This is a genomic window from Bifidobacterium sp. LH_417, assembly GCF_056357035.1.
This window is the reverse complement of record NZ_JBKEVI010000010.1, coordinates 61,481-84,792: the sequence shown is the minus strand read 5'-3', so window position 1 is coordinate 84,792 and position 23,312 is coordinate 61,481. Positions and strand designations below refer to the sequence as shown.

The 23,312-nt window shown below is 64.4% G+C and carries 20 protein-coding genes and 1 tRNA gene; 9 read left to right on the top strand and 12 right to left on the bottom strand.

Features of this window, described 5'->3' with window-relative positions:
- Positions 1-2: 2 nt before the first annotated feature.
- The 8 genes from rpmH (at position 3) to AC1AYR_RS07365 (ending at position 5,766) form a co-directional block, all read left to right on the top strand.
- On the top strand, positions 3-137 hold the full coding sequence (rpmH, locus tag AC1AYR_RS07400; protein ID WP_034525651.1) for a 50S ribosomal protein L34: 135 nt from the start codon (positions 3-5) through the stop codon (positions 135-137).
- Between the two features lie 29 nt (positions 138-166).
- Positions 167-541 carry a ribonuclease P protein component gene (rnpA, locus tag AC1AYR_RS07395; RefSeq protein ID WP_476512146.1) on the top strand — a complete coding sequence of 125 codons (375 nt, stop codon included), beginning with the start codon at positions 167-169 and terminating at the stop codon, positions 539-541.
- Between the two features lie 25 nt (positions 542-566).
- Entirely contained in the window at positions 567-866 is a 300-nt protein-coding gene (gene yidD, locus AC1AYR_RS07390; RefSeq protein ID WP_476512158.1) for a membrane protein insertion efficiency factor YidD, read from the top strand.
- Complete coding sequence (gene yidC, locus AC1AYR_RS07385; protein WP_476512145.1) at positions 863-1,876, top strand: membrane protein insertase YidC; 1,014 nt, start codon at positions 863-865, stop codon at positions 1,874-1,876. The genes yidD and yidC overlap by 4 nt, the downstream gene beginning before the upstream one ends.
- 132 nt (positions 1,877-2,008) lie before the next feature.
- Entirely contained in the window at positions 2,009-2,524 is a 516-nt protein-coding gene (locus AC1AYR_RS07380) for a Jag family protein (protein ID WP_101622157.1), read from the top strand.
- A 43-nt stretch (positions 2,525-2,567) separates the two neighbouring features.
- Positions 2,568-3,236: a 16S rRNA (guanine(527)-N(7))-methyltransferase RsmG gene (gene rsmG, locus AC1AYR_RS07375; RefSeq protein WP_476512144.1), complete on the top strand. Its 669-nt coding sequence runs from the start codon at positions 2,568-2,570 to the stop codon at positions 3,234-3,236.
- 261 nt (positions 3,237-3,497) lie between these two features.
- Complete coding sequence (locus tag AC1AYR_RS07370) at positions 3,498-4,442, top strand: ParA family protein (RefSeq protein WP_476512157.1); 945 nt, start codon at positions 3,498-3,500, stop codon at positions 4,440-4,442.
- 1 nt (position 4,443) lies between these two features.
- Entirely contained in the window at positions 4,444-5,766 is a 1,323-nt protein-coding gene (locus AC1AYR_RS07365) for a ParB/RepB/Spo0J family partition protein (protein WP_476512143.1), read from the top strand.
- 298 nt (positions 5,767-6,064) lie between these two features.
- Here AC1AYR_RS07365 and AC1AYR_RS07360 read toward each other — a convergent pair whose 3' ends face one another.
- From AC1AYR_RS07360 to AC1AYR_RS07335, 6 genes are all read right to left on the bottom strand, one after another.
- Positions 6,065-6,439 (bottom strand): endonuclease domain-containing protein, encoded by a 375-nt coding sequence (locus AC1AYR_RS07360; protein ID WP_476512142.1) that lies wholly within the window; start codon positions 6,437-6,439, stop codon positions 6,065-6,067.
- Positions 6,440-6,860: 421 nt separating this feature from the next.
- A complete protein-coding gene (locus AC1AYR_RS07355; RefSeq protein WP_476512141.1) occupies positions 6,861-8,057 on the bottom strand; it encodes an NAD(P)/FAD-dependent oxidoreductase in 1,197 nt (398 codons plus the stop codon).
- A 199-nt stretch (positions 8,058-8,256) separates the two neighbouring features.
- Positions 8,257-10,110, bottom strand: a complete 1,854-nt coding sequence (locus AC1AYR_RS07350) for a protein kinase family protein (RefSeq protein WP_476512140.1) — start codon at positions 10,108-10,110, stop codon at positions 8,257-8,259.
- Positions 10,111-10,226: 116 nt separating this feature from the next.
- On the bottom strand, positions 10,227-11,873 hold the full coding sequence (murJ, locus tag AC1AYR_RS07345; protein ID WP_476512139.1) for a murein biosynthesis integral membrane protein MurJ: 1,647 nt from the start codon (positions 11,871-11,873) through the stop codon (positions 10,227-10,229).
- Positions 11,870-14,047, bottom strand: a complete 2,178-nt coding sequence (locus AC1AYR_RS07340) for a DUF6049 family protein (protein WP_476512138.1) — start codon at positions 14,045-14,047, stop codon at positions 11,870-11,872. Before AC1AYR_RS07340 ends, murJ begins: the two co-directional genes overlap by 4 nt.
- Before the next feature lie 41 nt (positions 14,048-14,088).
- Positions 14,089-15,060: an NUDIX hydrolase gene (locus tag AC1AYR_RS07335; RefSeq protein ID WP_476512137.1), complete on the bottom strand. Its 972-nt coding sequence runs from the start codon at positions 15,058-15,060 to the stop codon at positions 14,089-14,091.
- Between the two features lie 96 nt (positions 15,061-15,156).
- On the opposite strand from AC1AYR_RS07335, the gene AC1AYR_RS07330 reads away from it, so the two are divergent.
- A complete protein-coding gene (locus AC1AYR_RS07330; protein ID WP_476512136.1) occupies positions 15,157-16,566 on the top strand; it encodes a CCA tRNA nucleotidyltransferase in 1,410 nt (469 codons plus the stop codon).
- 946 nt (positions 16,567-17,512) lie between these two features.
- Here AC1AYR_RS07330 and AC1AYR_RS07325 read toward each other — a convergent pair.
- The 6 genes from AC1AYR_RS07325 to AC1AYR_RS07300 all read right to left on the bottom strand — a co-directional run bounded on the left by AC1AYR_RS07325 (position 17,513) and on the right by AC1AYR_RS07300 (position 23,067).
- Positions 17,513-18,148, bottom strand: coding sequence for a LytR C-terminal domain-containing protein (locus tag AC1AYR_RS07325; protein ID WP_476512135.1), 636 nt, complete (start codon positions 18,146-18,148; stop codon positions 17,513-17,515).
- A gap of 50 nt (positions 18,149-18,198) precedes the next feature.
- Entirely contained in the window at positions 18,199-19,104 is a 906-nt protein-coding gene (locus tag AC1AYR_RS07320; protein WP_476512134.1) for a 4-(cytidine 5'-diphospho)-2-C-methyl-D-erythritol kinase, read from the bottom strand.
- 1 nt (position 19,105) lies between these two features.
- The gene (gene rsmA / locus AC1AYR_RS07315) at positions 19,106-20,065 is read right to left on the bottom strand and encodes a 16S rRNA (adenine(1518)-N(6)/adenine(1519)-N(6))-dimethyltransferase RsmA (RefSeq protein ID WP_476512156.1); all 960 of its coding nucleotides are present in this window, start codon (positions 20,063-20,065) and stop codon (positions 19,106-19,108) included.
- 65 nt (positions 20,066-20,130) lie between these two features.
- The gene (locus tag AC1AYR_RS07310; RefSeq protein WP_476512133.1) at positions 20,131-21,642 is read right to left on the bottom strand and encodes an aggregation-promoting factor C-terminal-like domain-containing protein; all 1,512 of its coding nucleotides are present in this window, start codon (positions 21,640-21,642) and stop codon (positions 20,131-20,133) included.
- A 261-nt stretch (positions 21,643-21,903) separates the two neighbouring features.
- A tRNA-Thr gene (locus tag AC1AYR_RS07305) sits at positions 21,904-21,977 on the bottom strand.
- 112 nt (positions 21,978-22,089) lie between these two features.
- Positions 22,090-23,067 (bottom strand): DsbA family protein, encoded by a 978-nt coding sequence (locus AC1AYR_RS07300; protein WP_476512132.1) that lies wholly within the window; start codon positions 23,065-23,067, stop codon positions 22,090-22,092.
- Between the last annotated feature and the right edge of the window lie 245 nt (positions 23,068-23,312).

Below are 23,312 nucleotides of genomic sequence, written 5' to 3'. Positions count from 1 at the left end.
CTATGAAGAGGACCTTCCAGCCCAACAACCGCCGTCGTCACATGAAGCACGGCTTCCGTCAGCGCATGCGCACCCGTTCCGGCCGCGCCCTGATCAACCGTCGTCGCGCCAAGGGCCGCAAGACCCTGGCCGCCTGATTCCAGACGGTCGGCGACTGAAGACGGTCGTGGAACGGCTGAAAAGCCATAGCGAATTCGTCGCCGTGCTGAAGCGTCGCCACAAGGTCTCGCGCAACGACATCGTCGTGCACTATCTGGTGCGCGACGATTCGCATACGCGGCACCCGGTGGCCCCCGAGGCGCGGCGCATGGGTCTCGCCGTATCCAAATCGGTCGGGAACGCCGTCACACGCAATACGGTCAAACGTCGTTTCCGCGTGCTTGCGCGCGCGTACGAGGACCGGCTGCCCGAAGGATGCGACATCGTGATGCGCGCCAAGCCGAGTGCGGCCGACGCTCCGTTCGACTCATTGGACGGACAGGTCGCGTCGGCGTTCGCGAAAATCGCCGAACGGATCGATCGGGATATCCGGGAACGGTGATGCGATGAACGGCATGGCCGCCATGATGATCCGCGGAGTGCGCTGGTATCAGCGCACGTTTTCCGTGCATCGTGCGGTGCCGTGCTGCCGGTACTACCCGAGCTGCTCGAACTATGCCATTCAGGCGGTGGCCCGGTACGGCGCGTTGCGCGGCGGGACACTTGCCGTGCTGCGTCTGTTGCGGTGCCGTCCGTGGAGCCGCGGCGGCATCGACGACGTGCCCCGGCGCTTCTCGTTGTTCTATCGTTTCCGATGGTCGAAGGCGCACGAGGAACCTCGATTGACGCCGTTGCCGACTGACGAATGGGGGAATCCCTTACCATGAACCAAAATCAATTCCTGCTGGACAGCGGCTTCTGGGGTTGGCTGTACAAGATCCTGACCCCGGTCGAGTGGCTGATGACGCAGATCATGAAGGTCGTCCATGACTTCTTCGTCATGCTCGGCATGAACCCGATCGGCGTCTCCTGGGTGCTGTCCATCATCGTGCTCGTGCTCGTCGTGCACGCGTGCATCCTGCCGATCTTCTACAAGCAGATGCTGTCGATGCGCAAGATGCAGGCGCTGCAGCCGAAGATGCAGAAGATCCAGAACAAGTACAAGGGCAAGACGGATCAGGCCAGCAAAGAGGCCATGAGCCGTGAGATGATGAAGCTCTATCAGGACAATGACGCGAACCCGGCCGGTTCGTGCCTGCCGATGCTCATCCAGGGCCCGGTGTTCATGTGCATGTTCTATGTGCTGTCCGCCATCCCGTACATCGCGCGCGGCAAGCGCGACGCCCTCGGCGCCTTCGACGTGGAGACCGCGAAGCAGTTCTCCGAGTCCAAGGTGTTCGGCCTGGTGAACACCACCAGCACGTTCGGCAACGGTGATCTGACGGCCAAGATCATCATCGTGGTGTTCGTGGCGCTCATGTGCGCCTGCATGTTCTTCATGCAGTGGATCAACATGAACAAGAACATGAACCCCGCCGCCATGCAGGGGCAGGCGGCCACGATGCAGAAGACCATGCTGTGGATCTTCCCGGTCATGTACATCTTCTCCGGCATCACGATGCCGTTCGCCGTGCTGGTCTACTGGCTGACGAACAACGTGTGCAACCTGCTGCGCACCTTCTGGCAGATGTACGCCTTCCCGACTCCCGGATCGCCCGCGGCCGACGCCAAGGAGATCCGTGACCACGAGAAGGAGAACGCCCGTCGCGCCAAGGCCGGCCAGCTGTCCCTCGAAGAAGAGGCGCTGGAGAAGGCCAAGGTCGAGGCCCAGCAGAAGGAATCGCGCGGCTACCAGCGCCAGCAGCCTCAGCGCAAGAACAAGAACAAAAAGAAATGATGAGTAAGTAAGGCCCGGTGTTCCACGTGAAACGGTGAGACACCGGGCCGAGCTGTCCCGGCTCGCCTGCGCGGCTTGAGCGGACAGCTGGTTTAGACTGTTCCCATAGACCCATGATCGAAGGAGGACCGCATGGCCCAGAATGACGACAAGACGGTGGATCAGCTCAACGACGAAGCTGACATCGCGGCCGACTATCTTGAAGGACTGCTCGACATCGCCGATTACGAAGGCGACATCGAAATGGGCGTGCGCAACGGCCGCCCGATGGTGCAAATCGTTGCCGACGACGACACCGACATCAAGCATCTCATCGGCCGCAACGGGGAAGTGGTCGATGCGCTCCAGCAGCTCACTCGTCTCGCCGTGCAGCAGAAGACCGGCGAACGTTCCCGTCTCATCGTCGATGTCGACGGATTCCTCAAGCGCAAGCGTCAGCGTCTGCATGACATCGCGCTCGATGCCGTCGATGAGGTCAAGGAGACCGGCGAGCCGGTCGACCTCAAGCCGATGAACTCGTTCGAGCGCAAGGTCGTCCATGACGTCGTGCGTGAGGAAGGACTCAAGTCCCGTTCCCATGGCGAAGAGCCGCGTCGTTACGTCACCATCTACCTGCGCGCCAACGCGGACGGTGACGACGAGGAGTGACGGCCGGTAGCCGTTGATCGATTCGATAGACGAGGGGAGAGGTATGGTCGACCAGCTGGATGGTTCGCCGATGCTGCAGGAAGTGCTCGGCGATGCCTTCGAGCCGTTGCGCGCGTTCCACGTGAAACTCGTGGAGGAAGGGGAGCCGCGTGGACTCATCGGACCGCGTGACGTCGACATCATCTGGGAGCGTCATATCCTCAACTCGGCCGCGATCGTGCCGTTCGTGCGTGAGGCGACCGAGGGCGTGCGGTTCAAGACCGTGGCCGATGTCGGTAGTGGCGGAGGATTCCCCGGACTGGTGGCCGCGGCGTGCCTGCCGGATCACGAGTTCACGCTGATCGAGCCGATGGAACGACGGGTCGCTTGGCTCAAGGAATGCCGCGACGCGATAGGTCTGAAGAACGTGAGCGTGTTTCGCGCCCGGTCCGAAGAGGTCATCGACGCGATGCGTCGGGATCGTGACCTGTACCCGTATGCCGTGGTGACCTGCCGCGCCGTCGCCCCGATGACCAAACTGGCAGGGTGGACGCTGCCGTTGCTGAAGTCGCACGGACGTCTTGTCGCGCTTAAGGGAAGGTCGGCCCAGGCGGAGATCGACAAGGCCGCCAAGGAGATCGGCAAGCGGCACGGCGTGAACCCGCGGGTCGTCGAGGCCGAGGTGGGGCCTGGTCTGGAACCCACCCACGTCGTATTGGTCGACAAACGATAGGGGAGCGGGTTTTCCACATTTCCACAGGTCGAACAAAGTTATCCACAATGTCAACTGAACGGTGGCTGTGCTGAAGAACGTTGATATATTAGGGATTTGAAAACAAGGAAATACGTCAGTCCACAGCCAGAGAATCGAGTTATCCACACTTATCCACAATCTTGTGGATAAGTGGACGGTGCTGGATGCGGTCCTCGGATAGGGGTCTGCGCCGGCATGTTGTGTTGTCAAGGAGAGGTCATGGCCGATAATCAGAAGCCGATGGAAACCGCAGAGCAGACCATCACGCGCATCTTCGCGGAAGGGGAGTCGCCGGTCGGTGCGGAGATCGCGCTGGAATCCAACCGTTTCGCCAAGCTGCAGCAGCAGGAGTTCCCGAAGCCGTCCAGGACGCGCCTGATCGCCGTCGCGAACCAGAAGGGCGGCGTCGGCAAGACCACGTCGACGGTGAACCTCGCCGCGGCGCTGGCCGAGCATGGCATGCGCGTCCTCGTCATCGACATGGATCCGCAGGGCAACGCCTCCACGGCGCTCGGCGTGAGCCATGCCTCTGGCGAGCCGTCCGTGTATGACGTGCTCGAAGGTCGTCTCGCGCTGGCCGAAGTCAAGCAGCCGTGTCCCGATTTCAAGAACCTTGACGTCGTCCCCGCCTCCATCGACCTGTCCGGCGCGGAGCTCGAGGTCGCCGACCTGCCGAACCGCAACTCCCTGCTCAAGGAGGCCGTCGACACGTTCCTCGCCGAATCCGAGGAGCATTACGACTACGTGTTCATCGACTGTCCGCCAAGCCTCGGCCTGCTCGTCATCAACGCGATGTGCGCCGTGCACGAGATGCTTATTCCGATCCAGGCCGAGTACTACGCGCTTGAGGGTCTCGGCCAGCTCATCAACACGATCGGTCTGGTGCAGGATCATTTCAACCCGAGCCTGACCGTCTCCACCATGCTCATCACGATGTTCGACCGTCGTACCCTGTTGAGCCGCGAGGTGTACAGCGAAGTGAAGAAGCACTACCCGTCCATCGTGCTCGACACGACGATCCCGCGCACGGTGAAGATCTCGGAGGCGCCGAGCTTCAGCAAGAGCGTCATCGTCTACGACCCGCACGGCATGGGCGCCATCTCCTACGGCGAGGCCGCGCTGGAGATCACCCGCCGTTCAGAAAACGTATTGGAAGCCATCGCGACCAGGATGAAGGAGGCCTGACATGTCATCGAAATCCCGTCTCGGCAAGGGCCTCGGCGCACTGTTCCCCGAGCTGCCTGGGGAGGACACTCCGGAGGAGAAGCCCAAGCACGTCATTCCCCAGCGCAGGAAGCTGGAAGCCAAGCCCGCCGAGGTTGCGCACGAGACCAAGGTGAGTGAGACGGCGCCTGCGTCTGCGCCCAAGCCGGCGTCCAAGCCGAAGAAGCAGCATCGTGCCGCCATGCCGGCGTTGAGTGACATGACGCATCCGAGCGATATGTTCTTCAACGACACCGTCACCGGCGCCGTTGCGGACAAGCCGGTTCAGCAGGCGGACGATTCCCGTCACTCGGTGATTGAGACCGCCGTCGAGGCTGGCCGACAGGTTTCACGTGAAACCACGAAGGAAGACGACCAGGACAAGAAGCCGGAACTGAAGCCGGTCGCCGGCGGCTATCTGGCCGAGCTCAAGCTGTCGGACATCGGTCCGAATACCCATCAGCCGCGTACCGTCTTCGATGAGGATGACCTCAATGAGCTGTCCGCCTCCATCAAAGAGGTCGGCATCCTCCAGCCGATCGTCGTGCGGAAGCGTCCGGCCTCCCAGATCGAAGCGGCACGCAAGGAGCAGGAAGGCCACGAGCCGGCCAACCAGTTCGATGGGCGGATGGACAGTCCGTACGAGCTCATCATGGGCGAACGCCGTTGGCGCGCCTCGCAGCTTGCCGGATTGGAGACCATTCCCGCCATCGTCAAGACGACCGCCGATGACGACATGCTGCGTGACGCCTTGCTGGAGAACCTGCATCGCGTCGCCCTGAATCCACTCGAAGAGGCTGCCGCCTACCAGCAGATGATCGATGAGTTCGGTCTGACGCAGGCGCAGCTCTCCAAGTCGGTCTCCAAGTCGCGCCCGCAGATCGCCAACACGCTGCGACTGCTCAACCTGCCGTCCTCCGTGCAGAAGAAGGTCGCCGCAGGCATCCTCACCGCCGGCCACGCCCGCGCCCTGCTGGGACTCAGCGACCCCGAGGCGATGGACAAGCTCGCCGTCCGCATCATCGCGGAAGGCCTGTCCGTGCGCAGCACCGAGGAAATCGTCGCCATGGCGAACCTCAACGGTGACGAGCCGAAGAAGACGAAGACGCGCAAGAACGATCCGTGGGCCGGTTCCCCGATCAAAAGCCATCTGGAGAACCGCTTCGACACCAAGGTGTCCATCAAGGGCACGCCGAAGCACGGTCGCATCGAAATCGTGTTCTCGTCCCCCGAAGACATGGATCGCATCATCGGCCTCCTCATGCCCGAAGGCGGCGATCAGGCCGAAGCCGACACCTGGCGCTAAAAGACACGCACATCCTCAGCCCTTCGTCAGAGAGTGGCTGAGGATGACCACACCGCCATGCTCCCCTTTTTCAGGGGGGAGCTGCCCGGTTTCATCGGACTGAGCACACCACCATGCTCCCCCTTTCAGGGGGAGCTGTCCGGTTCCATCGGACTGGGCACATCACCATGCTCCCCCTTTCAGGGGGAGCTGTCCGGCTTCACCGGACTGCGCACACCACCATGCTCCCCCTTTCAGGGGGAGCTGTCCGGCTTCGCCGGACTGAGGGGGTTACATGGCGCGTGCGCCATGTCGCACGTCATCGCGTCCCTTGTGCCTTTCCCATACGTTCCTGCATCGTTGATTCGATTCGCTCGCATACGCCGTCGAAGTTTCTGTCCACATCGAGATTGGTGAAGCGAAGCACCTCTATGCCGGCCTGTTCGAATACTTTGGTACGATTCTCGTCGTAATGCCGTTGGGCGGCATCGTAATGTCCACCACCATCCAGCTCGATGACGAGCCCGGCCTTCGCACAATAGAAATCGGTGATGAATCCCAGCAACGGTGCTTGCCTGCGGAAACGTACAGGATGCCGTCGAAGAAATCCGTTCCACAGTTTGAGTTCCCATGGTGTCAGATTGCGACGCATATAGCGCGCGTTCCTGATGTTGGATTCACTGTAGTGCTTCATAGCTCCGAGCGTATACGCGCTTGCAACTAGGGTAGAGGAATGTTGCTTACGGCGTACCTTCCCCCTCAGTCGCGCTTCGCGCGCCAGCTCCCCCTAAAGGGGGCGCAAAAATGAAGGAGCGCACTAAGGGGGCAAGAATGTGAGGAGCGCACTAAGGGGGCGCAGGATGGTGAGGAGTGCAAGAGATTGGATGCGCCGTAGGCGCATTCCGATGTTGCTCCCCCACGGATGTGGGGGAGCTGTCCGGCTTCGCCGGACTGAGGGGGTCTCGGACACATTTCGATGTTGCTTCCCCACATCCTGGGGGAGCTGGCGGTGAAGCCGCCTGAGGGGGTTCGGACACATTTCGATGTTGCTCCCCCACGGATGTGGGGGAGCTGTCCGGCTTTGCCGGACTGAGGGGGCCGAAGACGCTCCGACTTTACTGGGCCAGGTAGGCCTGGGCGTCAAGGGCGGCACGGCATCCCATGCCGGCGGCGCTGATGGCCTGACGGTACGTGCGATCCACGCAGTCACCGGCCGCGAAGATGCCGGGTGTTGACGTGCGCGTGCTTGCGCCATCCACGAGAATGTAGCCGTCATCATCCTTTTCGACCACATCACCGGTGAACGAGGTCGCCGGGGAGTGGCCGATCGCGACGAACACGGCCGCCGTATCCAGTGTGCCGGTCTCGCCGGTCACCGTGTTGCGGATGTCCACCGACGTGACGCTGCCGGTCGCCGTTGCGGCCGCGGGCAGCGTCACGCCGCCCAGCACGTTGCCCAGTTTGAGCGGGATGCCTGCCATATTCGCGCCGGTCGCGACGGAAGCGGTGCCACTCGCCTCGTCCGCGTGAACACCCAGTCCGATGGCTCCCGTATTGCTGTTCAGTCCGATGCCGCCAATCGGCTTGAGGGAGAGGCTCGGCAGCGGCGAAGGTGCCGAAGGCACATCGTTTGCCGCGTCGCCGTCGCCGTCGTCTGCGTCACCGGAATCCTCGTCATCGCCGTGGATGGCGGTGACGACGGTATTGGTGAGGAGTATGAGTTTGTCGTTCGCGCGGGCGCGCTCCACCATGATCGCGGAGGCGCGGAACGTGTCGCGACGGTGGATCAGCGTGACCGACGAGCCGAATCGCGTCAGATACAATGCCTCCTCGAACGCGGAATCACCGCCGCCGACCACGACAATCGGCTTGTCCTTGAAGAAGAATCCGTCGCAGGTCGCACAGTAGGAGACGCCGTGACCGGAGTACCGTTCCTCACCGGGCACGGCCAGCTTGCGGTAGGAGGAGCCGGTGGCGACGATCACCGCGCGGGATTCCAACGCGTCACCGGAATCCAACGTGACACGCTTGAGCGCGCCGTCATCGGACATGCCGATCGACGTGACATCCTCGGAAACGAACTCGGTGCCAAAGCGTTCCGCCTGGGCGCGCATCGCATCCATCAGATCGGGACCGAGAATGCCGTTCGGGAATCCTGGATAGTTCTCCACCTCAGTGGTGTTGACGAGCTGTCCTCCGGGGGCGAGAGCTCCGGTGACGAGCAACGGATGCAGGCCGGCGCGTCCCAGATATATCGCCGCCGTATAGCCGGCTGGGCCTGAACCAATGATGATGACATGATGCACGGTCATAGGAGCAAGCCTAACACCCCTCAGTCGGCTGAGAGCCGACAGCTCCCCCTCAAGGGGAGCAAAGAAGGGGCTGACAAGCCTTCGAGGGAGTGAGGAAGGAGGGGGAAGAGAGAAGGCCGTGAACTCCCCCTCAAGGGGAGTGGAAAGGGGAGGCTATGAGCTGGCTGCTCCCCTAGAGAGGTGGGCAGCCAGCGACGAATCAGCGGAAATAGGCGTCGGTCACGTCGATGAATTCGATGCCGGCCTCATCCGCGGCGCTGCTGTTCGCCCCGGACTGGCTGGAGTCGGATTGGCTGGAGTCATCGGAACCATTGCCGAACGGCACGTCGTCCAGATTCTTCTGCGACGGCCACTCGTTGTTCTTGTTGACGCCCGAATCCGCAGGGTTCGAGCTGCTGTGAGTGAACGTCACGATGGCGAACGCCAATGCGGCGATGATGAGCACGCTGGCGATGATGACGACAGCCACGGTCGTGGTCATCTTGCCGAACAGGCGCTGCTTCGACAGGTTGTCGGAATCATCCAGAGCCGCACCGGCACCGGCCGGCTGCTCCTTCGGCGTGAAGCTCGGCGGCTGCTGCATCGACGCATCCGCCGCCGCGGTGCCGCGCGCATGCGGGGCCGGCGCGAACGCCACCGGCGTGCCGGTGCCGTCGTGCTCGATCGGCGTCATGCCGACGATCGTCGCGTCCATGTCGGGCGAATGCGTGCCGGTTCCGGCAGCGGCACCGCCGGCCGCGGCGGTGCTGGCGGCAGTATCGTTGGCGGCGGCACCAGACGGCGTCGGCAACGCCGGATTCGGCTTGCCAGCCTGCATCTCGCGGCGTGCCGCCGACATATCGATCGCCTCGGTGACCATGTTCGGGTCGACGACCACGGGAATGCGCGTCGTTTCCTCACCGGGGTTCGCGCCGGACGGCATCGTCGGCAATGCTTGCGTCTGGAACGAGAAATCGTGGAACAGATCGTCGTCCGTCGTGGACGGACGCTCGGGCAGGTCGGGCATGCGCATGAGCCGGCTGGCGGCGTCGGCGGACAGACGCCCGGGCTGGTCGCCGACAGTCGGACCAAGCACGTTCGGCGCATAATTGTCGAAATCGGCCTGCATTTCGGCGAACGTCTGCTTGTTCTGCTCCGCCACCACCCGTTCGGCGTGACGGGCCGCCTCGGCTTCGGTGAGCGCACGGTGGATGGTCAGGTCCGGCAGCTTCTCCGTGGTGATCACGGTGCCCGGAAGCTCGGTCAGCTGGTCATCGCTGAAATCGCGTACCTGCGCGGTGGAGATCGAACCCGCCCCGGCGTCGGACGGCAGCGCGATGTCCTGATCGGTCAGTTCGGTGAGCGGCTTGTATTCGCCGAGCAGAGCGGTCAGCTCGCTCAACGTGAGCATCGGCTCGCTGCGGCGGCCGTCCTCCTTGGTGAGTTCCAATCCGCGCGACAGAATCACTCGGAAGTCGCCGGGAATATTACCAAGAGACGTGATGTCGTACGTCGTATCCGGCGAGGAAGGCCTGCGCGTCAGCAGCGCGTAGAGCACGGATGCCAGCTGGCGGATGGCGAGCTGCTCACCCTGAATCGATTCGGGAGCCTTGGTCGGTTCGGCCAGCAGGCCGGACAACGGCGCATCGGCGATCTCGACGCCCTGCACGGACACGCGGATCGTGTCGGTGGACAGACGCGGCGTCTCCAACGCGGTCGCGATGGACGCGGTCTCGCCGATGATCGAACGCATCGCCTCGAAGCTGATTGTGCCGCTCGCCGGACCGTTCAGATATTCGGTGAGGGACAGGCCGCTTTCGATGCGGGTCACGAGCACCGCCGCGTCACCGGACTTGCGGAACTGCAGCACCGGCGTGATGCCGTTCTTGCGGCCGAGCAGCGTGGCCAGCGACGACACGTCCTCCAGTGTGTTCGGATCGGTGAGTACGAACAGCTGGCAATCGTGGGCGAGCACGCGGTCGTTGGCCTTCCAAGCCTGCACACCGGGCTCGTCGCGAAGCAGCGTGACCAGGGTATAGCGGTTGAAAAGCGTGTCTCCCAGCTGAGGCTTCATAGTTTCTTCGACTCCGTAATGCGTAAGCGCTTCGACGCCACCATACGAGTCGATGGCGCTGTTGCCATTCTAATCATGGGGATGGTCGAACGGAAGGCGCCGCATCATCGCCGTGATCATCGGCGGCGATGCACGCGTTTGAGCACGGTGCTCAGCATCGTCGCGAACTCCTCGCAGCGTAGCACGATGAGCATCGACGCATATACGGCCGCCGTGATCACCGTCATCAGCGCGCAGAATCCGAACGCCTGGAACCAGTTGAGACGTTCGAACTGCATCGACGCGCCCAGCAACAGCATGATCGGGTCGGTGAGCAGCCATGCGGCCAGCGCGGCGACGAGCGCGGCGACGAGCGCCTTGAGATACGTGGCCGCGATGCGCCGGCCGTCCAGATGTCCGGCGAAACGGCGGCGCAGCATCATCACCAGCGAAGGGAAGCTCAGCAGGTAGCCGACCGTCATGGCCAATCCCACGCCGGCTGTCCACCAGCGCGGCGGCGCGAACAGCATCACGGCGACTTCGAACACGACCTGGAGGATGCTGACCTGCAACTGGAACAGGAACGGGTGTCGGCCGTCCTCGAACGCGTAGAACGTGCGCTGGATGAGCAGATACGCGCTGGTGAGCGGCAGGCCGAGCGCCAACGCGACCATCGGTCCGGCGATGAGCTTCGCCTCGGGCACGTTCACGCTGGGCAGTAGCGCGATGGTGATCGGCACCGGCATGACGACGATCGCCATCGTGAAGTACATCATCATCACGCCCACGTTGCGCAGGGCGCCGCTGAGGTCCTCGCGGGCCTCGTCGAGGTTTCTGTCGGCGACTGCACGCGAGATCTTCGGGAAGATCGCGGTACCCACCGACACGGCGATCAACGAGTACGGCAGGATGTAGAGCGTGAACGCGTTCTGGTAGGAGCCGTTGCCGGCGATGCCGTACAGGTCGTTTCCGGCGAACGGGGCGCCGTTCGTGATGCGCGCGTTGACGATGTTCGCGAGCTCCTGCACACCCATCACGCCGACGCTCCACGCGGCCACCGGGCCCATCGCCTTGAGTCCGATGCCGCTCACGCCCCATTGCGGACGATAGTGCAGTCCGAGGCGCATCAACGGCACGAACAGGATCACCGCCTGGAACGCGACGCCCAGCGTCCATGTGCCGGCCGTGAGCATCACCTTCTCGGTGGTCCAGAATTCGAGCGGCGCACGGCTCGCCCGGCCGAACAGGATGAGGAACATCGTGAAACCGGCGCAGCTGATCACGTTCGCGCCGACCGAACTCCACGCGTAGGTGACGAAATTGTCCTTCGCGGCGAGAATCTGGCCGAGCACCGTGTACAGCCCGTAGAAGAAGATCTGCGGCATGCACCACAGCGTGAACGCGTTCACCAGCGCGCGTTCCGCCGGCCCCCAGCTCGAGTCGAGGTACAGCATGGTGAGCAGCGGCGTCGCCGCCATCATGAGCAGCGTCATGCCGGCGAGCAGCGCGATCGCCAGCGTGATGAGCTTGTTGAGCCGCTCCTGCGCGTCATGCTCCTTGAGCGTGCGCACGATCTGCGGCACGAGCACCGCGTTGAAGATGCCGCCGGAGATCACGGTGAACAGCACCTGTGGAATCATCGATCCGGTCTGGTAGGCGTTCGCCGCGATGCCGGTCGTGCCGAGGCACGCGGCGAGCAGGATCGTGCGGATCTGGCCGGTGATGCGTGAGGCCATCGTCCCCGATGCCATGATCAGGGAGTTGCGGCCGACGTTGGAACTCATTCGTCGGGGTCCTTCTTGCGGTTGAACTGACGCCACAAGCCGAGCGCGCCGAGCGCGACGGCGAGGCCGATGATGACGAAGCCGGTCTTGTCGCTGATCTTGAGCACGCAGTTGATCGCCGTGTCCTGCGATCCGCCGAACGTGCCGCCGTTGCGGTCCTGCAGCGAGACGTGCGCGGTCGCCGAACCGGAGGTCGCGGCGCGCAGTGAGAACGTGACCTGCGCCTCGCCGCGTGCCGGCACGGTCACCGTGCTGAGACGCGACGTGACGATCTCCGGCGAATCGGTGATCGAGAAGACGCGGATTCTGACCGGATACGGGGTGGTGTTGCTGACGGTCACCGGCATCGTCGCGGTTTCCGAGACCATCGTCACCGTTTCGGACGGGGTGATGGTCACGCCGCCGAGCACGTCGTTGGCGAGCTGCTGCGCGCCGCCTACGGCCGTCATCGACGTGGTCGTGTCGATGCCGGCCGAGCCGCCGTCGGAGGCGAGGGCGTGCAGCGCGAGTTCGGCGTGCGCGGCGAGCAGGCGCGCGACCCAGGCGTCGGCCGTCCCGTCGTCCGCGTCGGAGTCGAGGATGGCGTCGCGGAAGCGCGTGATGTCGCCGCGTCCCGCGGACAGTACGGCGAGCACGTTCGTCACGTTCGACGAGTCCGCCGCGGATATGCCCGAATCGTCGGGCACGATCGCGCTCGCGTCGTCGCCGGTCGCGTAGGGCGTGGCATGCTCCAGCGCGTCGAGGTCGCTGGTCTTGAGCCAGGAGGCCGATTCGACCGCGTTCATGAACATGTCCACGGTGGAGGCGTCCGCGTCGGCGGAGAAGCAGACGAGCAGGTTGCGTTCGTTGTACGGTTGCTCCATCTGGTAGAACGCGCTCTGCGCGACGAAGCGGGCGAGCCGGCCGGCCGTGGTCGTCTCGGCCGTGGCCTTCGTGTTCGTGGCCTTGCCTTTGGCGAGGTTGCTCAATTCACGTTGTTCGACGAGTACGGTCACGTCGCCGGCGTCCGTCGGCACGATCGTGGTGCCCGTATGCACGGTGTCCGTTTCGGATGATTCGAAGTCATGCGTGGAGATGACGGTCGTGTAGCCCTGCCGGCGCGCGGTGGTGAGCGCGTCGATCGTCCACTGGCCCTGACCCTGCCAGGCGACCGCCTGCGAGGTGGCCTTCTGGTCGCCGAGCGCCGCACGGTAGTCGGCGAGGGCGGCGTCCGCGTCCCACGCCTCGTCGGCGATGCCGGCGTTCGTATAGCGTTGCGCGGCGTCGGTCTGCGCGGCGTAGGCGGTGATATCGAAGGCGGATGGCTGCATGATCGCCGTCGTCTGCGGCGGCATCGCCAATGCGTCCAGATACGTGGGATCGGCGATGGTCTGCAATGCCGTGTGCTTCTCGATGGTCTGCTCGAGCGCGTGGTCGAAGCGCGCGTGGTCGCCTTCCAGCACCGCCGCGCCGGTCGACGACGAGGATTTCGACGACGACGAGGACGAGGATTTCGTTCCGGTGGACGTGTCGCCGGAACCGTCGCCGTCGGTGACGAGCGTCGTGAGCGCGTTCGCATCCGCGGTCCAATGGTCGCTGGTCAGCGGCATCGCCATCGTGATGTTCATCGCCGGGGTGTCCGCGTTGTCGAGACCCGCGGACGAGCGTGTCAGGAACGTGCGGACCGTGACGCTCGCGCCATCATGGGTGTACGTGACGAGCAGCGGCTTCGGGCCCCAGTTGAGCATCTGCGTGAGCGCCTGCGAATCCGCGCCTTGGTCGATGGTGACCGTCGCGCTCTGCTTCGGCTGCAACGCGGGCACGGAGACCGAGCCGAGACGCGCCGGCGTGGGAATCGGGCTTTCCGACTGCGCCCACTCCTGCATGTCGGTGCGGGAGGTGAACGTGAACATCGGGTTCGTGTCGAGCGTGACCTTGCCGGCCGTCCACGCGGAGTCGCCGGTGTTCGTGACCGTCGCTTTGAGGCGGAATCCGGACGTGTCGGTGACGACGGCGGTCATCTCGGTCAGCGCGATCGTCTGCGTGTCCGACGAGCCGTCGGTCGTGTCGGATGCGGATCGCGTGGTGCCGGTCGTGGTGCCGGTGGCGTCGTCGCCGTTCGCTGCGGATGCGGTGGCCGGAAGCGCCACGGCACCGGCAACGAACGCCACGGCGAGCAGCAGGCCTACCGCCATGCGCCACCATGCCCGGATGCGTCGTAAGGGGGCGTATTGAATCACTCGTTTGCCTGCCTGTTCAGTTTCCGTGAATAGAGCCATGCGATCTTGCGCTCATTAGGGTAGCTGAGCACATCGTCCAAATCCTTGAAATCCACCCAGATCGCGTCCTCCGCCTCATGGTCGGGATCGCCTTCCACGGTGAGGTCGCCGCCGATCTGCCGCAACGCGAAATGGTGGACGAGCTTGTGTACGCGCTGCGTCGTGCCGGTGAACCAGTAGTCGATCGTCGCGATTGACTCGACCACCTCGCCCAGGATGCCCGTCTCCTCGTGCACTTCACGCACGGCGGTCTGCTGCGGCGTCTCGCCTTTTTCGATATGCCCCTTCGGCAGGCACCATTCGAGATGCCCGCTGCGTGAATGCCGCGCGATGATCGCCACGCGCCCGTGATCGTCGAATACGAGTCCGCCCGCCGAATACTCGCGCACGACCGGCAGCTCCTGCGCATCCAGCGAGGCGAACGTCGTCGGACCGTCGGACGCGCGTTTGCGCGGCATCATGGCGGGTGTCGGCACACGCGGACCCGGAGCCGGCTCGACCGTGACGGACGCCGTGACCGACGTCTCGACGCGCGTGGTGATGCGTTGGCCGCTGGCCGTCGTGTCGGAGCCGGTGACGCGCACGCGGGCGAACACGGTGGCGGGTGTCGGCATCGACATCGGAGTCGATTTCGCCGCCTCCCGCGCGACCATCGAGGCGACCGTCTGCGCCGTGTCGATGGTGCCGGCGGTGTCGATGATGTCGTCCACCGTCGGTGTCGGCGTGGCGGTTCGCACAGCGTCCTGCGGCACCTCCCGCGACACGTCCGACCGCGTGGCCTGCGGTATGGAGATCGGCGCGGGAACCGGCTTCGGACGGGATTGCGACGTGTACATGAGCACGTCCTCGTCACGGCCGTTTTGGGTATGGTTGACCGCGGCATCGTCGGCATGCTCCAGCATGCGCGCAAGGTCCGCGGGCGTAATCATGTATTCCACCTTACTCAAGTCCCTGTGCATGTCGAGTAACGGTATGCTGGTAGCGACAGATACTCAGACAGATGCAAGGTGTCCGAAAGGATTGGCGTGGATTTCGAAGTTTGGCCGGAAGCCATTGAATTGGGTCGCATGTTCGCCGCCGAAGGCTACGAGCTGGCGTTGGTGGGCGGTCCCGTGCGCGATCTGCTGCTGCACCGCCGCAGCCACGACCTCGACTTCTGCACGTCGGCGCGCCCCGAGCAGTTCGAGCCGATCCTGCGCCGCTTCGGCCACGACGGGTTCTGGGACATGGGCCGCAAGTTCGGCACGCTGGGCGCGATGCGCCGCCGCGCGGACGGCACCGAGGTCAAGGTGGAGGTCACCACCTACCGTTCCGATACGTACGATCCGGATTCACGCAAGCCGGAGGTCCAGTACGGCGACACGTTGGAAGGTGACCTGTCGCGCCGCGACTTCACCGTCAACGCGATGGCGCTGCGCGTGCCGGAACTGGAGTTCGTCGATCCGTTCGGCGGCGCCAACGACCTCGCGAAGGGCGTCTTGCGCACGCCGGTCGACCCGCGTCAGTCGTTCGACGATGATCCGCTGCGCATGATGCGCGCCGTGCGGTTCGTCGCCCAGCTCGGCTTCTCCATCGAACCGGAGACCGCCGAGGCGATCAGCGCGATGACCGAACGCATCTCGATCGTGTCCGCCGAACGCGTGCGCGACGAACTCACCAAACTGCTGCTCTCCGATCGGCCGCGCGCCGGCATCGAGGCGCTCGTCGAATCGGGGCTTGCGGACATCGTCCTGCCGGAGATCCCCGCGCTCGAGCTGCAGATCGACGAGCATCACCGTCACAAGGACGTGTTCGAACACACGATGATCGTGCTCGACCGGGCCGTCGCGCTGGAGACCGGCGACGACGGCCCGGTGCCGCGCCCCGACCTGACGCTGCGCCTCGCCGCGATCATGCACGACGTCGGCAAGCCGAAGACGCGTCGGTTCGAGCCGGGGGGCAAGGTGAGCTTCCATCATCACGACGCGGTCGGCGCGAAGCTGACGCGCAAGCGGCTGAAGGCGCTGCGTTTCGACCACCATATCGTCGACGACGTGAGCGAGCTCGTGAATCTGCACCTGCGTTTCCACGGCTACGTGGACGAGCCGTGGACGGATTCCGCGGTGCGCCGCTACGTGAAGGACGCCGGCCACCTGTATGAGCGCCTCAACCGGTTGACCCGCGCCGACGCGACCACGCAGAACCGCCGCAAGGCGCGTATCTTCGCCGAGGCGATGGACGAGATGGAGGCGCGCGTCAAGGAGCTCAAGGAGAAGGAGGACTTCGACGCGATCCGCCCGGATCTGGACGGCAACGAGATCATGTCGATTCTCGGATTGGAGCCCGGCCCGATGGTCGGCCAAGCCTACAAGCACATGCTCGAATACCGCCTCGATAACGGTCCCGTCGACCACGACACCGCCGTGGCAGAGTTGAAGCAATGGGCGAGCCGTTAAGCGGACAGCCCCGGTGGGTGGTTATGGGTTCGAGGTGCCGGGGACGGTGGAGACCGATTCCCGCATTCGTTCCCATCGCTCCGAATCGTTCTCCGTCGAAAAGGACGGGCCTGAAGGTCCCACGGCGTTATGCGACGCGAATCCAGACCGTGGGGAAGCCGTAGGGTGCGTCGACGCTTCGCAACGGTGTGCAGGAATCCGCGCTGTGGGCGGGTGGTGCTCCACAATGACATGCAAGAATCGTGTTGTGGAGCGGTGGCGCTCCACAACACGGCCGTGGGAGGTGTTTCGAGGGAGTTGTGGCGCGTTATGAGGGCCCGTCCGCTCCACGACGCGTGATGGGAACGATACCGTCAGCTGTTGTGGAGCAGTCCCGCTCCACAACAGGGGCGGGAACCGGGATTCCGGGGAATAGTGGCACACTTTACGGTTCGGGAACGCTGAAAACAGGGGTTTTCGCGTGGGTTGTGGCGGGATGCCGCTCCACAACAGGCTTTGCGGCACGTGTTGTGGAGCAGGACCGGCCGGGGCACGGGGATGGGGAGTCGCGCGCCGCACGCGTGCGTCGCGCGCACCTTGAACGACCGGCTTTACACCCGAACCGATCAGCCTTGCATTGGCGGACACATCGGATTCCGGTCCGCGACCACCCTCCGGCGCTGTGCGCCACCTCCCGCCAGCGGGAGGAAGATAAGAAAGCTGCGGACGCATGGCCCGGCACCACTCTACGAGTCCACCTTCCGACGCTACGCGCCCCCTCCGCCGGCGGGAGGTGGAATAACGATCACCCCGCAGTACATTGCGACCTGATCGCCATCCCGCCAGCGGGAGGGAGATGAAACCCACAACCGCACGGGCCATACGGGCCATGATGCGAAGGGCCGATAACGCTTCGGCGGCAAAAGAGTCGGCCCCCTCACAATCGAGGGGGCCGAAGCGGAAAGCGTCAGTTGATTTCTGTGTGCTGGTCGGCTTTCTTCAGGCCGGCCTTCTGCATGGCGTCGACGGTCTTGCAGCCTTCGAAGTCCTTGATCGTGTCGCCGTGCTTCTTGACTTCCTTCTCGGAGTTCAGGTTGTTGAAGGTGGCGCCGATCACCACGTCGACGAGACGATCCTGACGGTCGTCCATGACGAGCACCGCGTCCGGAATGTACTCCTTGACGGTGTACGCCGGGTTGATGGCGTTCACGCCGAAGTAGATGGTCGTGCGCTCCACCTTGGAGCTGACCGTGTACGTGTCGACGGTACGCACGTCGAACTGGCGGTCCTTGAGGGCCTCGCCGACGGCGGCGCCCAGACCAGTGAACTTGGTGCCGTTGCGCACGCGCAGGATCACCGAATTGTTCTCGGCCCACTTCATCGCGGTGCCGTCCTCGTTCTTCGCGGCGCACGGCACGGCCACGCCGTAGTTCGGCTTGGTGACCTGCTTGGCCTGCTGGTCGACCTGGATCACGCCCGTGTAGAACAGCGACGCGACGATGAGCACGACCACGAGAATCGCGCCGGTGATGGAGAACACGATCTTCTGACGGCGTCGCACATACGCCTTGCGTGCTTCACGCTCGTCATACTCTTCGGCCATTCGATTCCCTTTCCTTCACAGTGCCTGACATACGCAGTGCTTGATTTACCTTAGCGTGCAACCGTGACGCTGACCGACGGCACGGCTGGCGCTTCGGCGGCGATGATGCGATCCACCGTCTTCGAGCGTTCCCATGCGGCGATCACATCGCGGCGGATGGACGGCGTGGGCGTGAACGCCACGACGGACGGCCCGGAACCGGAGACGAACGCGTGGCTCGCGCCCGCCGCCAGCGCTTCGCGAATCGCCGCGCCGGAACGCGGATGCAGGCTGACCGCCGCCTTCTGCAGGTGGTTCCGGTCGCCGTCTCCGGCGCCGATCACGTCGAATTCGCCGTACACTTCAGGCGTGCTCAACTGCGCCTGATAGGCACCGACGAGCAGCGACCCCGCGTAGCCTTGTTCGCGCAGTTCTCGCGCCGCATCCGAATCGACGTCGATCGGCTCGATGATCTCGCCGTAGCCGGTGCCGCGCGCGTAGCCGCCGGCCACGCAGAACGGCATATCCGCGCCGAGCGTCGCCGCGACCTCGCGCAGACGGTCCAGCGGCCAGTCGAGTTTCCACAACGCGTTCAGCGCGAGAATCGTCGCCGCCGCATCCGCCGATCCTCCGGCGAGACCGGCGCCGACGGGAATGCGCTTGTCGATCGTCAGCGCGACGTCCGGTTCGCGGTGCGCGGCCTCGGCCATCGCGAACAGGGCGAGTACGGCGTGATTGCGGCGCATGTCAGCCGACGATGACGCGAGGTCGCCGAGATGCTCACCGGCCAGGTCGAGTGAGAATCCCGCGCCCGCCGGTTTCTCCGTGACGGTGACCGTGTCGGTCAGACTGATCGCGCAATAGATCGTGTCGAGTTCGTGACGTCCGCCCCACTCGGCGCGCGAAGGCCCCACTTCGAGCGTGAGATTCGTCTTCGCCGGGCAGTCGACGCTCACTGTCGCGGCATGCGCATCCATGTCACGCCTCCGTTCCGTCGGCCGTGCCGTCGGCTGTCTCGTCGGACATGTCGCCGGACGGCGCGTCGAGACGCATGGCCGCTTCCGCCAACGCGGTGAACTCGCCGATAGTGAGCGTCTCGCCGCGGCGGGTCGGGTCGATGCCGGCCGCCTCGAACGTGCCGGCCGGAACCGTCTTCTTCAACGCGGCGTGCAGGGTCTTGCGCCGCTGCCCGAACGCCGCGTCGACGAGACGGAACGTCTCGCGGCGCAGGGCGTCGGTCGCGGCGGCGTCGTTCGCGCGCGTCCGCGTGAACGCGACGAGCGCGGAGTCGACGTTCGGCGCCGGCCAGAACACGTTACGCCCGATCGTGCCGACGCGCGAAGCCTCGCCGTACCAGGCGAGCTTCACGCTGGGAGTGCCGTAGATCTTGCTGCCGGGAGCGGCGGCAAGACGATCGGCGACCTCCTTCTGCACCATGACGAGGAACGAGTCGAGATTGCCGAAACGTTCCAGCAGCGTGAGGATGATCGGCGTGGCGACGTTGTACGGCAGATTCGCGACGAGCGTGAACGGCTTGCCATCGGCGAAATCAGGCAGATTCGCGGGGGAGACGGTGAGTGCGTCACGGTTGACGACGGCGAACCGGTCCGCGGCCTGAGTCATGAACTCGGCGATCGTGTCCGGCAGTCGCTCGGCCAGCGGCGGATCGATCTCGACGGCCGTCATGTGCGCGCCGGTCTCCAGAATCGCCAGCGTGAGCGATCCGAGACCGGGACCGACCTCCATCACATGGCTGTCCGGGCCGATATGCGCTTCGCGCGCGATGCGGCGCACGGTGCCCGGGTCGATGACGAAGTTCTGACCGAACTTCTTCGTCGGGCTCACGCCCGCCTCGGCGGCGATGCGGCGGATGTCGGCGGCGCCGAGCAGATGGCCGGTGGCCGTCGCCTCCGTCTCGGCGGTTGCGGCGGGTTCGATGGGTTCGGTGGGTTCAGTCGTCACGTCGTTCCATGGTCCTTCCGAATGGGGGTTCACGATGTCTGTCAGTACCAGCCCTGCTGCTCCCAGATGCGCTTGCAGTTGGTGGGCGTGCCGTAGCGCTGGGCGATGTAGCTCAGACCCCAGTCGATCTGCACGGCGCCGTCGTCCTGCCAGCCGGTGCCCATCTTCGAGCCGGGCAGCGCCTGCGGGATGCCGTAGGCGGAGGAATACGGGTTGGCGGCGTTCCAACGCCAGCCGGACTCCTTGTTCCACAGCCAGACGATCGCGTCCCATTCGGCGCCGGTCCAGCCGCGCTGGGCGGCGGCGGCCGCCGCGTAGGTCTGCGCCTGGGAGACGCTCGGGTGCCACAGGCGGCCCGAGCCGGAGCTGGAGCCGGAGTTGTTGGAGCTGCCGCCGGAGTTGCCGCTGTTGCCGGAATTACCCGAGTTACCCGAGTTATTCGAGTTATTCGAGTTGCCGGAGTTTGAGCTGTTGTTGTTGGAGTTGCCGGAATTGTTCGAGTTGCTGCCGGAGTTGCCCGAGTTGCCGGAATTGTTCGAGTTCGAGCTGTTGCCGGAATTCGAGTTGTCGGAGTTTGAATCGTCCTTGTTGTCGGAGTCAGACGAATCGTTCTTGTTCGAGTTGTTCGGCTTCGTGGACTGGTTCGTGCCGGAATCGGCCTTGCCGCTGCCGGTGTCCTTCTTCGGTTCCTCGACCTTCTCCGGTCCGACCGCGATGATCTGGTCGACCGCGGCCTTCGTCGTCGTCTCGCTGGCGAGCGTCTCGCTCTCCGCGACGCCGTCCACGTAGGTCACGTCGTAGACCTGCTGGATCTCGCCGTTCTGCCCCTGCTGGCGGATCTCGGTCTGACCCGATTCGAGCGAGGAGTCGATGATCGTCTGCGTGGAGTACGGCACCGACTTGGTGCGCGTCTCCTGCCCGTGGGTCACGCGCTGGACGCGCAGAATCGTCTCGGAACCGTCCTCTTCGACGCTGACGCGATCCTCCTTGCCCACGTTGATGCCCTTGGAATCGAGGATCGACGCGGCCGGAAGCTTGCCGTTCGGCGCTTCGGACGACTTGCCGTCCGCGATGACAGTGACCGGGCCCTTCTTGTTGATGACCAGGCCGCCGGTCAGCTGGTTGTAGATGTTGTCGATGTCGACGGTGACCTTCGACGCCTGCTTCTCGTTCGCCTTGAAGAATCCGATGAGCTGGTCGGCGCTGTCCGCGACCGTCCAGAACGGAATCTCCTCGCCGTCGACGTTCACGGTGGTCTGGTAGGCGCTGCGCACGGTGACGACCGCGTGGTTCGCGAGCGTGCCGCCCGACGAGGACTGCACGAGATCATGCGTCCTGACGGTGACGTCCTGCTCCTCGAGCAGACGGTCGACGGTCATCGCGTAGGTCTCCACGGTCGTCGTCTTGCCGTTCACCGTCAGCGCCACCGACTTGCGTGCGGAGAACGCGAACGTCGCCGCGCACGCCGCAAGCACCGTCACGACGCATACGGCGACACGGATTCGGCGCAGCATCACGAAACGTTGCGGGGTCCACCGCCGTGCCATGTTCATTACCTCGCTTTCCGCCCGTGACCGATTCGGGCGCACTCGGTGCCCATCGTAGCGCACCATCTGCAAAGAAAAAGAAAAAGGGGGCGGGAGAGAAGGGGAAGTTCCCGCCCCCTATCAATCGGGCCAGGAGATGGTTGGGGGACTCTCCTGCCCGGTCCAGGAAGCCATAATCGGGGGAAGGCTCCTAGACGACTTACCCGTGTTAAGTATTGCTGCGCGCCCCCGGCGCACCACTAGTATACGCCGTTTTCACGCATGACGAGCCTCTTGTCGGGATCGAACCGACGACCTGCCGCTTACAAGGCGGCCGCTCTGGCCATCTGAGCTAAAGAGGCGTGGCATGAGACGGTGTGTCGCATGCGCGAGAGACCAGCATAGCAGTTGTTCGGGATTAACGACAAAGGCTCCCCATCTTCAGGGAGCCCTTGTCGTCGGCTTGCTTGTGGCCTACTCGCCGGTGGTGACGGAGATCGGCTTGCCGGAGGCTCCGATCGAGGGGAGCTGGCCTTCGACTCCCACCTGGTCGTCGGTCAGTCCGAGCGCGGCGACGATGCCCTTGTCGGCGGTCATGCCGGCCGTGCTCAGCTGGTTCATGTCCCAGTACGTGCCGTTGATGCGCACGGTCGGCGTGGTCATCTGGCCCTTGTAGTTGCCGGACACGTTGAACAGCTCGGAACGCTTCGGGTTGTACGTGTCGATCGCGTCCAGCCAGTCCGTGTACTTGTCGACGGAGGCGGCGTTCGCGACCTTCTTGGAGACGCCCGCCTTGATCGCCTGCTGGCGCATCTGGGCGTCGGAGGTCTTCACGCCGGAGTTTTCGGCCGGCTGGAAGTCGTCGGCGTACATGTTCTGGATGAAGCCGAGGATGTGCGAGGGGTCCTTGTCCTGCTCGGCGATGGTGAGCAGCAGGTTCGCGGCGCGTGTCGAGTACTTGTCGGTGCTCCACGCGTCGCCGAACGACATCGGATGCAGTTCGAGGTTGATCTGGCCGGCTTCGACGAGCTTCTCCAGCGTCGTGCCGGCGGCGCGCTCGAAGTTGCCGCATCCGGAGCACATGAAGTCCATGTACACCTCGACGGTCGGCACGTCGTCGAGTTTCTCGCCCACGCCCTGCTGCGAGACGATGATGCCGCCCTTCTCGTCGGCGACGGACGGCTTGTCGGAGACCTCCTGCAGCTTCGCGTACGCCTGATCGACGGTCAGGTTGTCGCCGGAGTTCTGCGAGGCGACGTGCGAGCGCCAGATCGCGATGCCCGCGATGGCGACGAGCACGACGACCACGGCGATCACGATCGCGCCGATGATGGTCTGCTGTCGGCGTTCCTTCGCCGCCTGCTCGGCGCGCGCCTTCGCCGCGGCCTCCTCGGCGGCGCGACGCACGGCACGGGTCTTGCGCTGCTTGGTGTTGTACGAGTTCGTGGCCATGCGAGACGATCCTTTCCCAACCACTGCTGACTGATGCGTGGAACCGGACCCGGTCGGAGTGCATCAAGGACATTTCCGCATGGGCCGGCGGTTCGACGGTCTGAGGTCAGTCTAGCCCACGAATCGACATATGCGCTTCGGCATACGCTTCGAGCCGATTGAATTCTCGGTGAACCGCAGCGGCATGGTCAGCGCCGTGGGCATCGCCGTGGCTACCGTCGCTACCGTCGCTACCGTCGCTACCG

Bases quoted from the DNA above. Each gene is read 5' to 3' on its own strand.
- rpmH (WP_034525651.1), top strand. From the start codon at position 3: ATGAAGAGGACCTTCCAGCCCAACAACCGCCGTCGTCACATGAAGCAC.
- yidD (WP_476512158.1), top strand. From the start codon at position 567: ATGATCCGCGGAGTGCGCTGGTATCAGCGCACGTTTTCCGTGCATCGT.
- yidC (WP_476512145.1), top strand. From the start codon at position 863: ATGAACCAAAATCAATTCCTGCTGGACAGCGGCTTCTGGGGTTGGCTG.
- AC1AYR_RS07380 (WP_101622157.1), top strand. From the start codon at position 2,009: ATGGCCCAGAATGACGACAAGACGGTGGATCAGCTCAACGACGAAGCT.
- rsmG (WP_476512144.1), top strand. From the start codon at position 2,568: ATGGTCGACCAGCTGGATGGTTCGCCGATGCTGCAGGAAGTGCTCGGC.
- AC1AYR_RS07370 (WP_476512157.1), top strand. From the start codon at position 3,498: ATGGAAACCGCAGAGCAGACCATCACGCGCATCTTCGCGGAAGGGGAG.
- AC1AYR_RS07365 (WP_476512143.1), top strand. From the start codon at position 4,444: ATGTCATCGAAATCCCGTCTCGGCAAGGGCCTCGGCGCACTGTTCCCC.
- AC1AYR_RS07360 (WP_476512142.1), bottom strand. From the start codon at position 6,439: ATGAAGCACTACAGTGAATCCAACATCAGGAACGCGCGCTATATGCGT.
- AC1AYR_RS07355 (WP_476512141.1), bottom strand. From the start codon at position 8,057: ATGACCGTGCATCATGTCATCATCATTGGTTCAGGCCCAGCCGGCTAT.
- AC1AYR_RS07350 (WP_476512140.1), bottom strand. From the start codon at position 10,110: ATGAAGCCTCAGCTGGGAGACACGCTTTTCAACCGCTATACCCTGGTC.
- murJ (WP_476512139.1), bottom strand. From the start codon at position 11,873: ATGAGTTCCAACGTCGGCCGCAACTCCCTGATCATGGCATCGGGGACG.
- AC1AYR_RS07340 (WP_476512138.1), bottom strand. From the start codon at position 14,047: ATGGCGGTAGGCCTGCTGCTCGCCGTGGCGTTCGTTGCCGGTGCCGTG.
- AC1AYR_RS07335 (WP_476512137.1), bottom strand. From the start codon at position 15,060: ATGATTACGCCCGCGGACCTTGCGCGCATGCTGGAGCATGCCGACGAT.
- AC1AYR_RS07325 (WP_476512135.1), bottom strand. From the start codon at position 18,148: ATGGCCGAAGAGTATGACGAGCGTGAAGCACGCAAGGCGTATGTGCGA.
- AC1AYR_RS07320 (WP_476512134.1), bottom strand. From the start codon at position 19,104: ATGGATGCGCATGCCGCGACAGTGAGCGTCGACTGCCCGGCGAAGACG.
- AC1AYR_RS07310 (WP_476512133.1), bottom strand. From the start codon at position 21,642: ATGAACATGGCACGGCGGTGGACCCCGCAACGTTTCGTGATGCTGCGC.
- AC1AYR_RS07300 (WP_476512132.1), bottom strand. From the start codon at position 23,067: ATGGCCACGAACTCGTACAACACCAAGCAGCGCAAGACCCGTGCCGTG.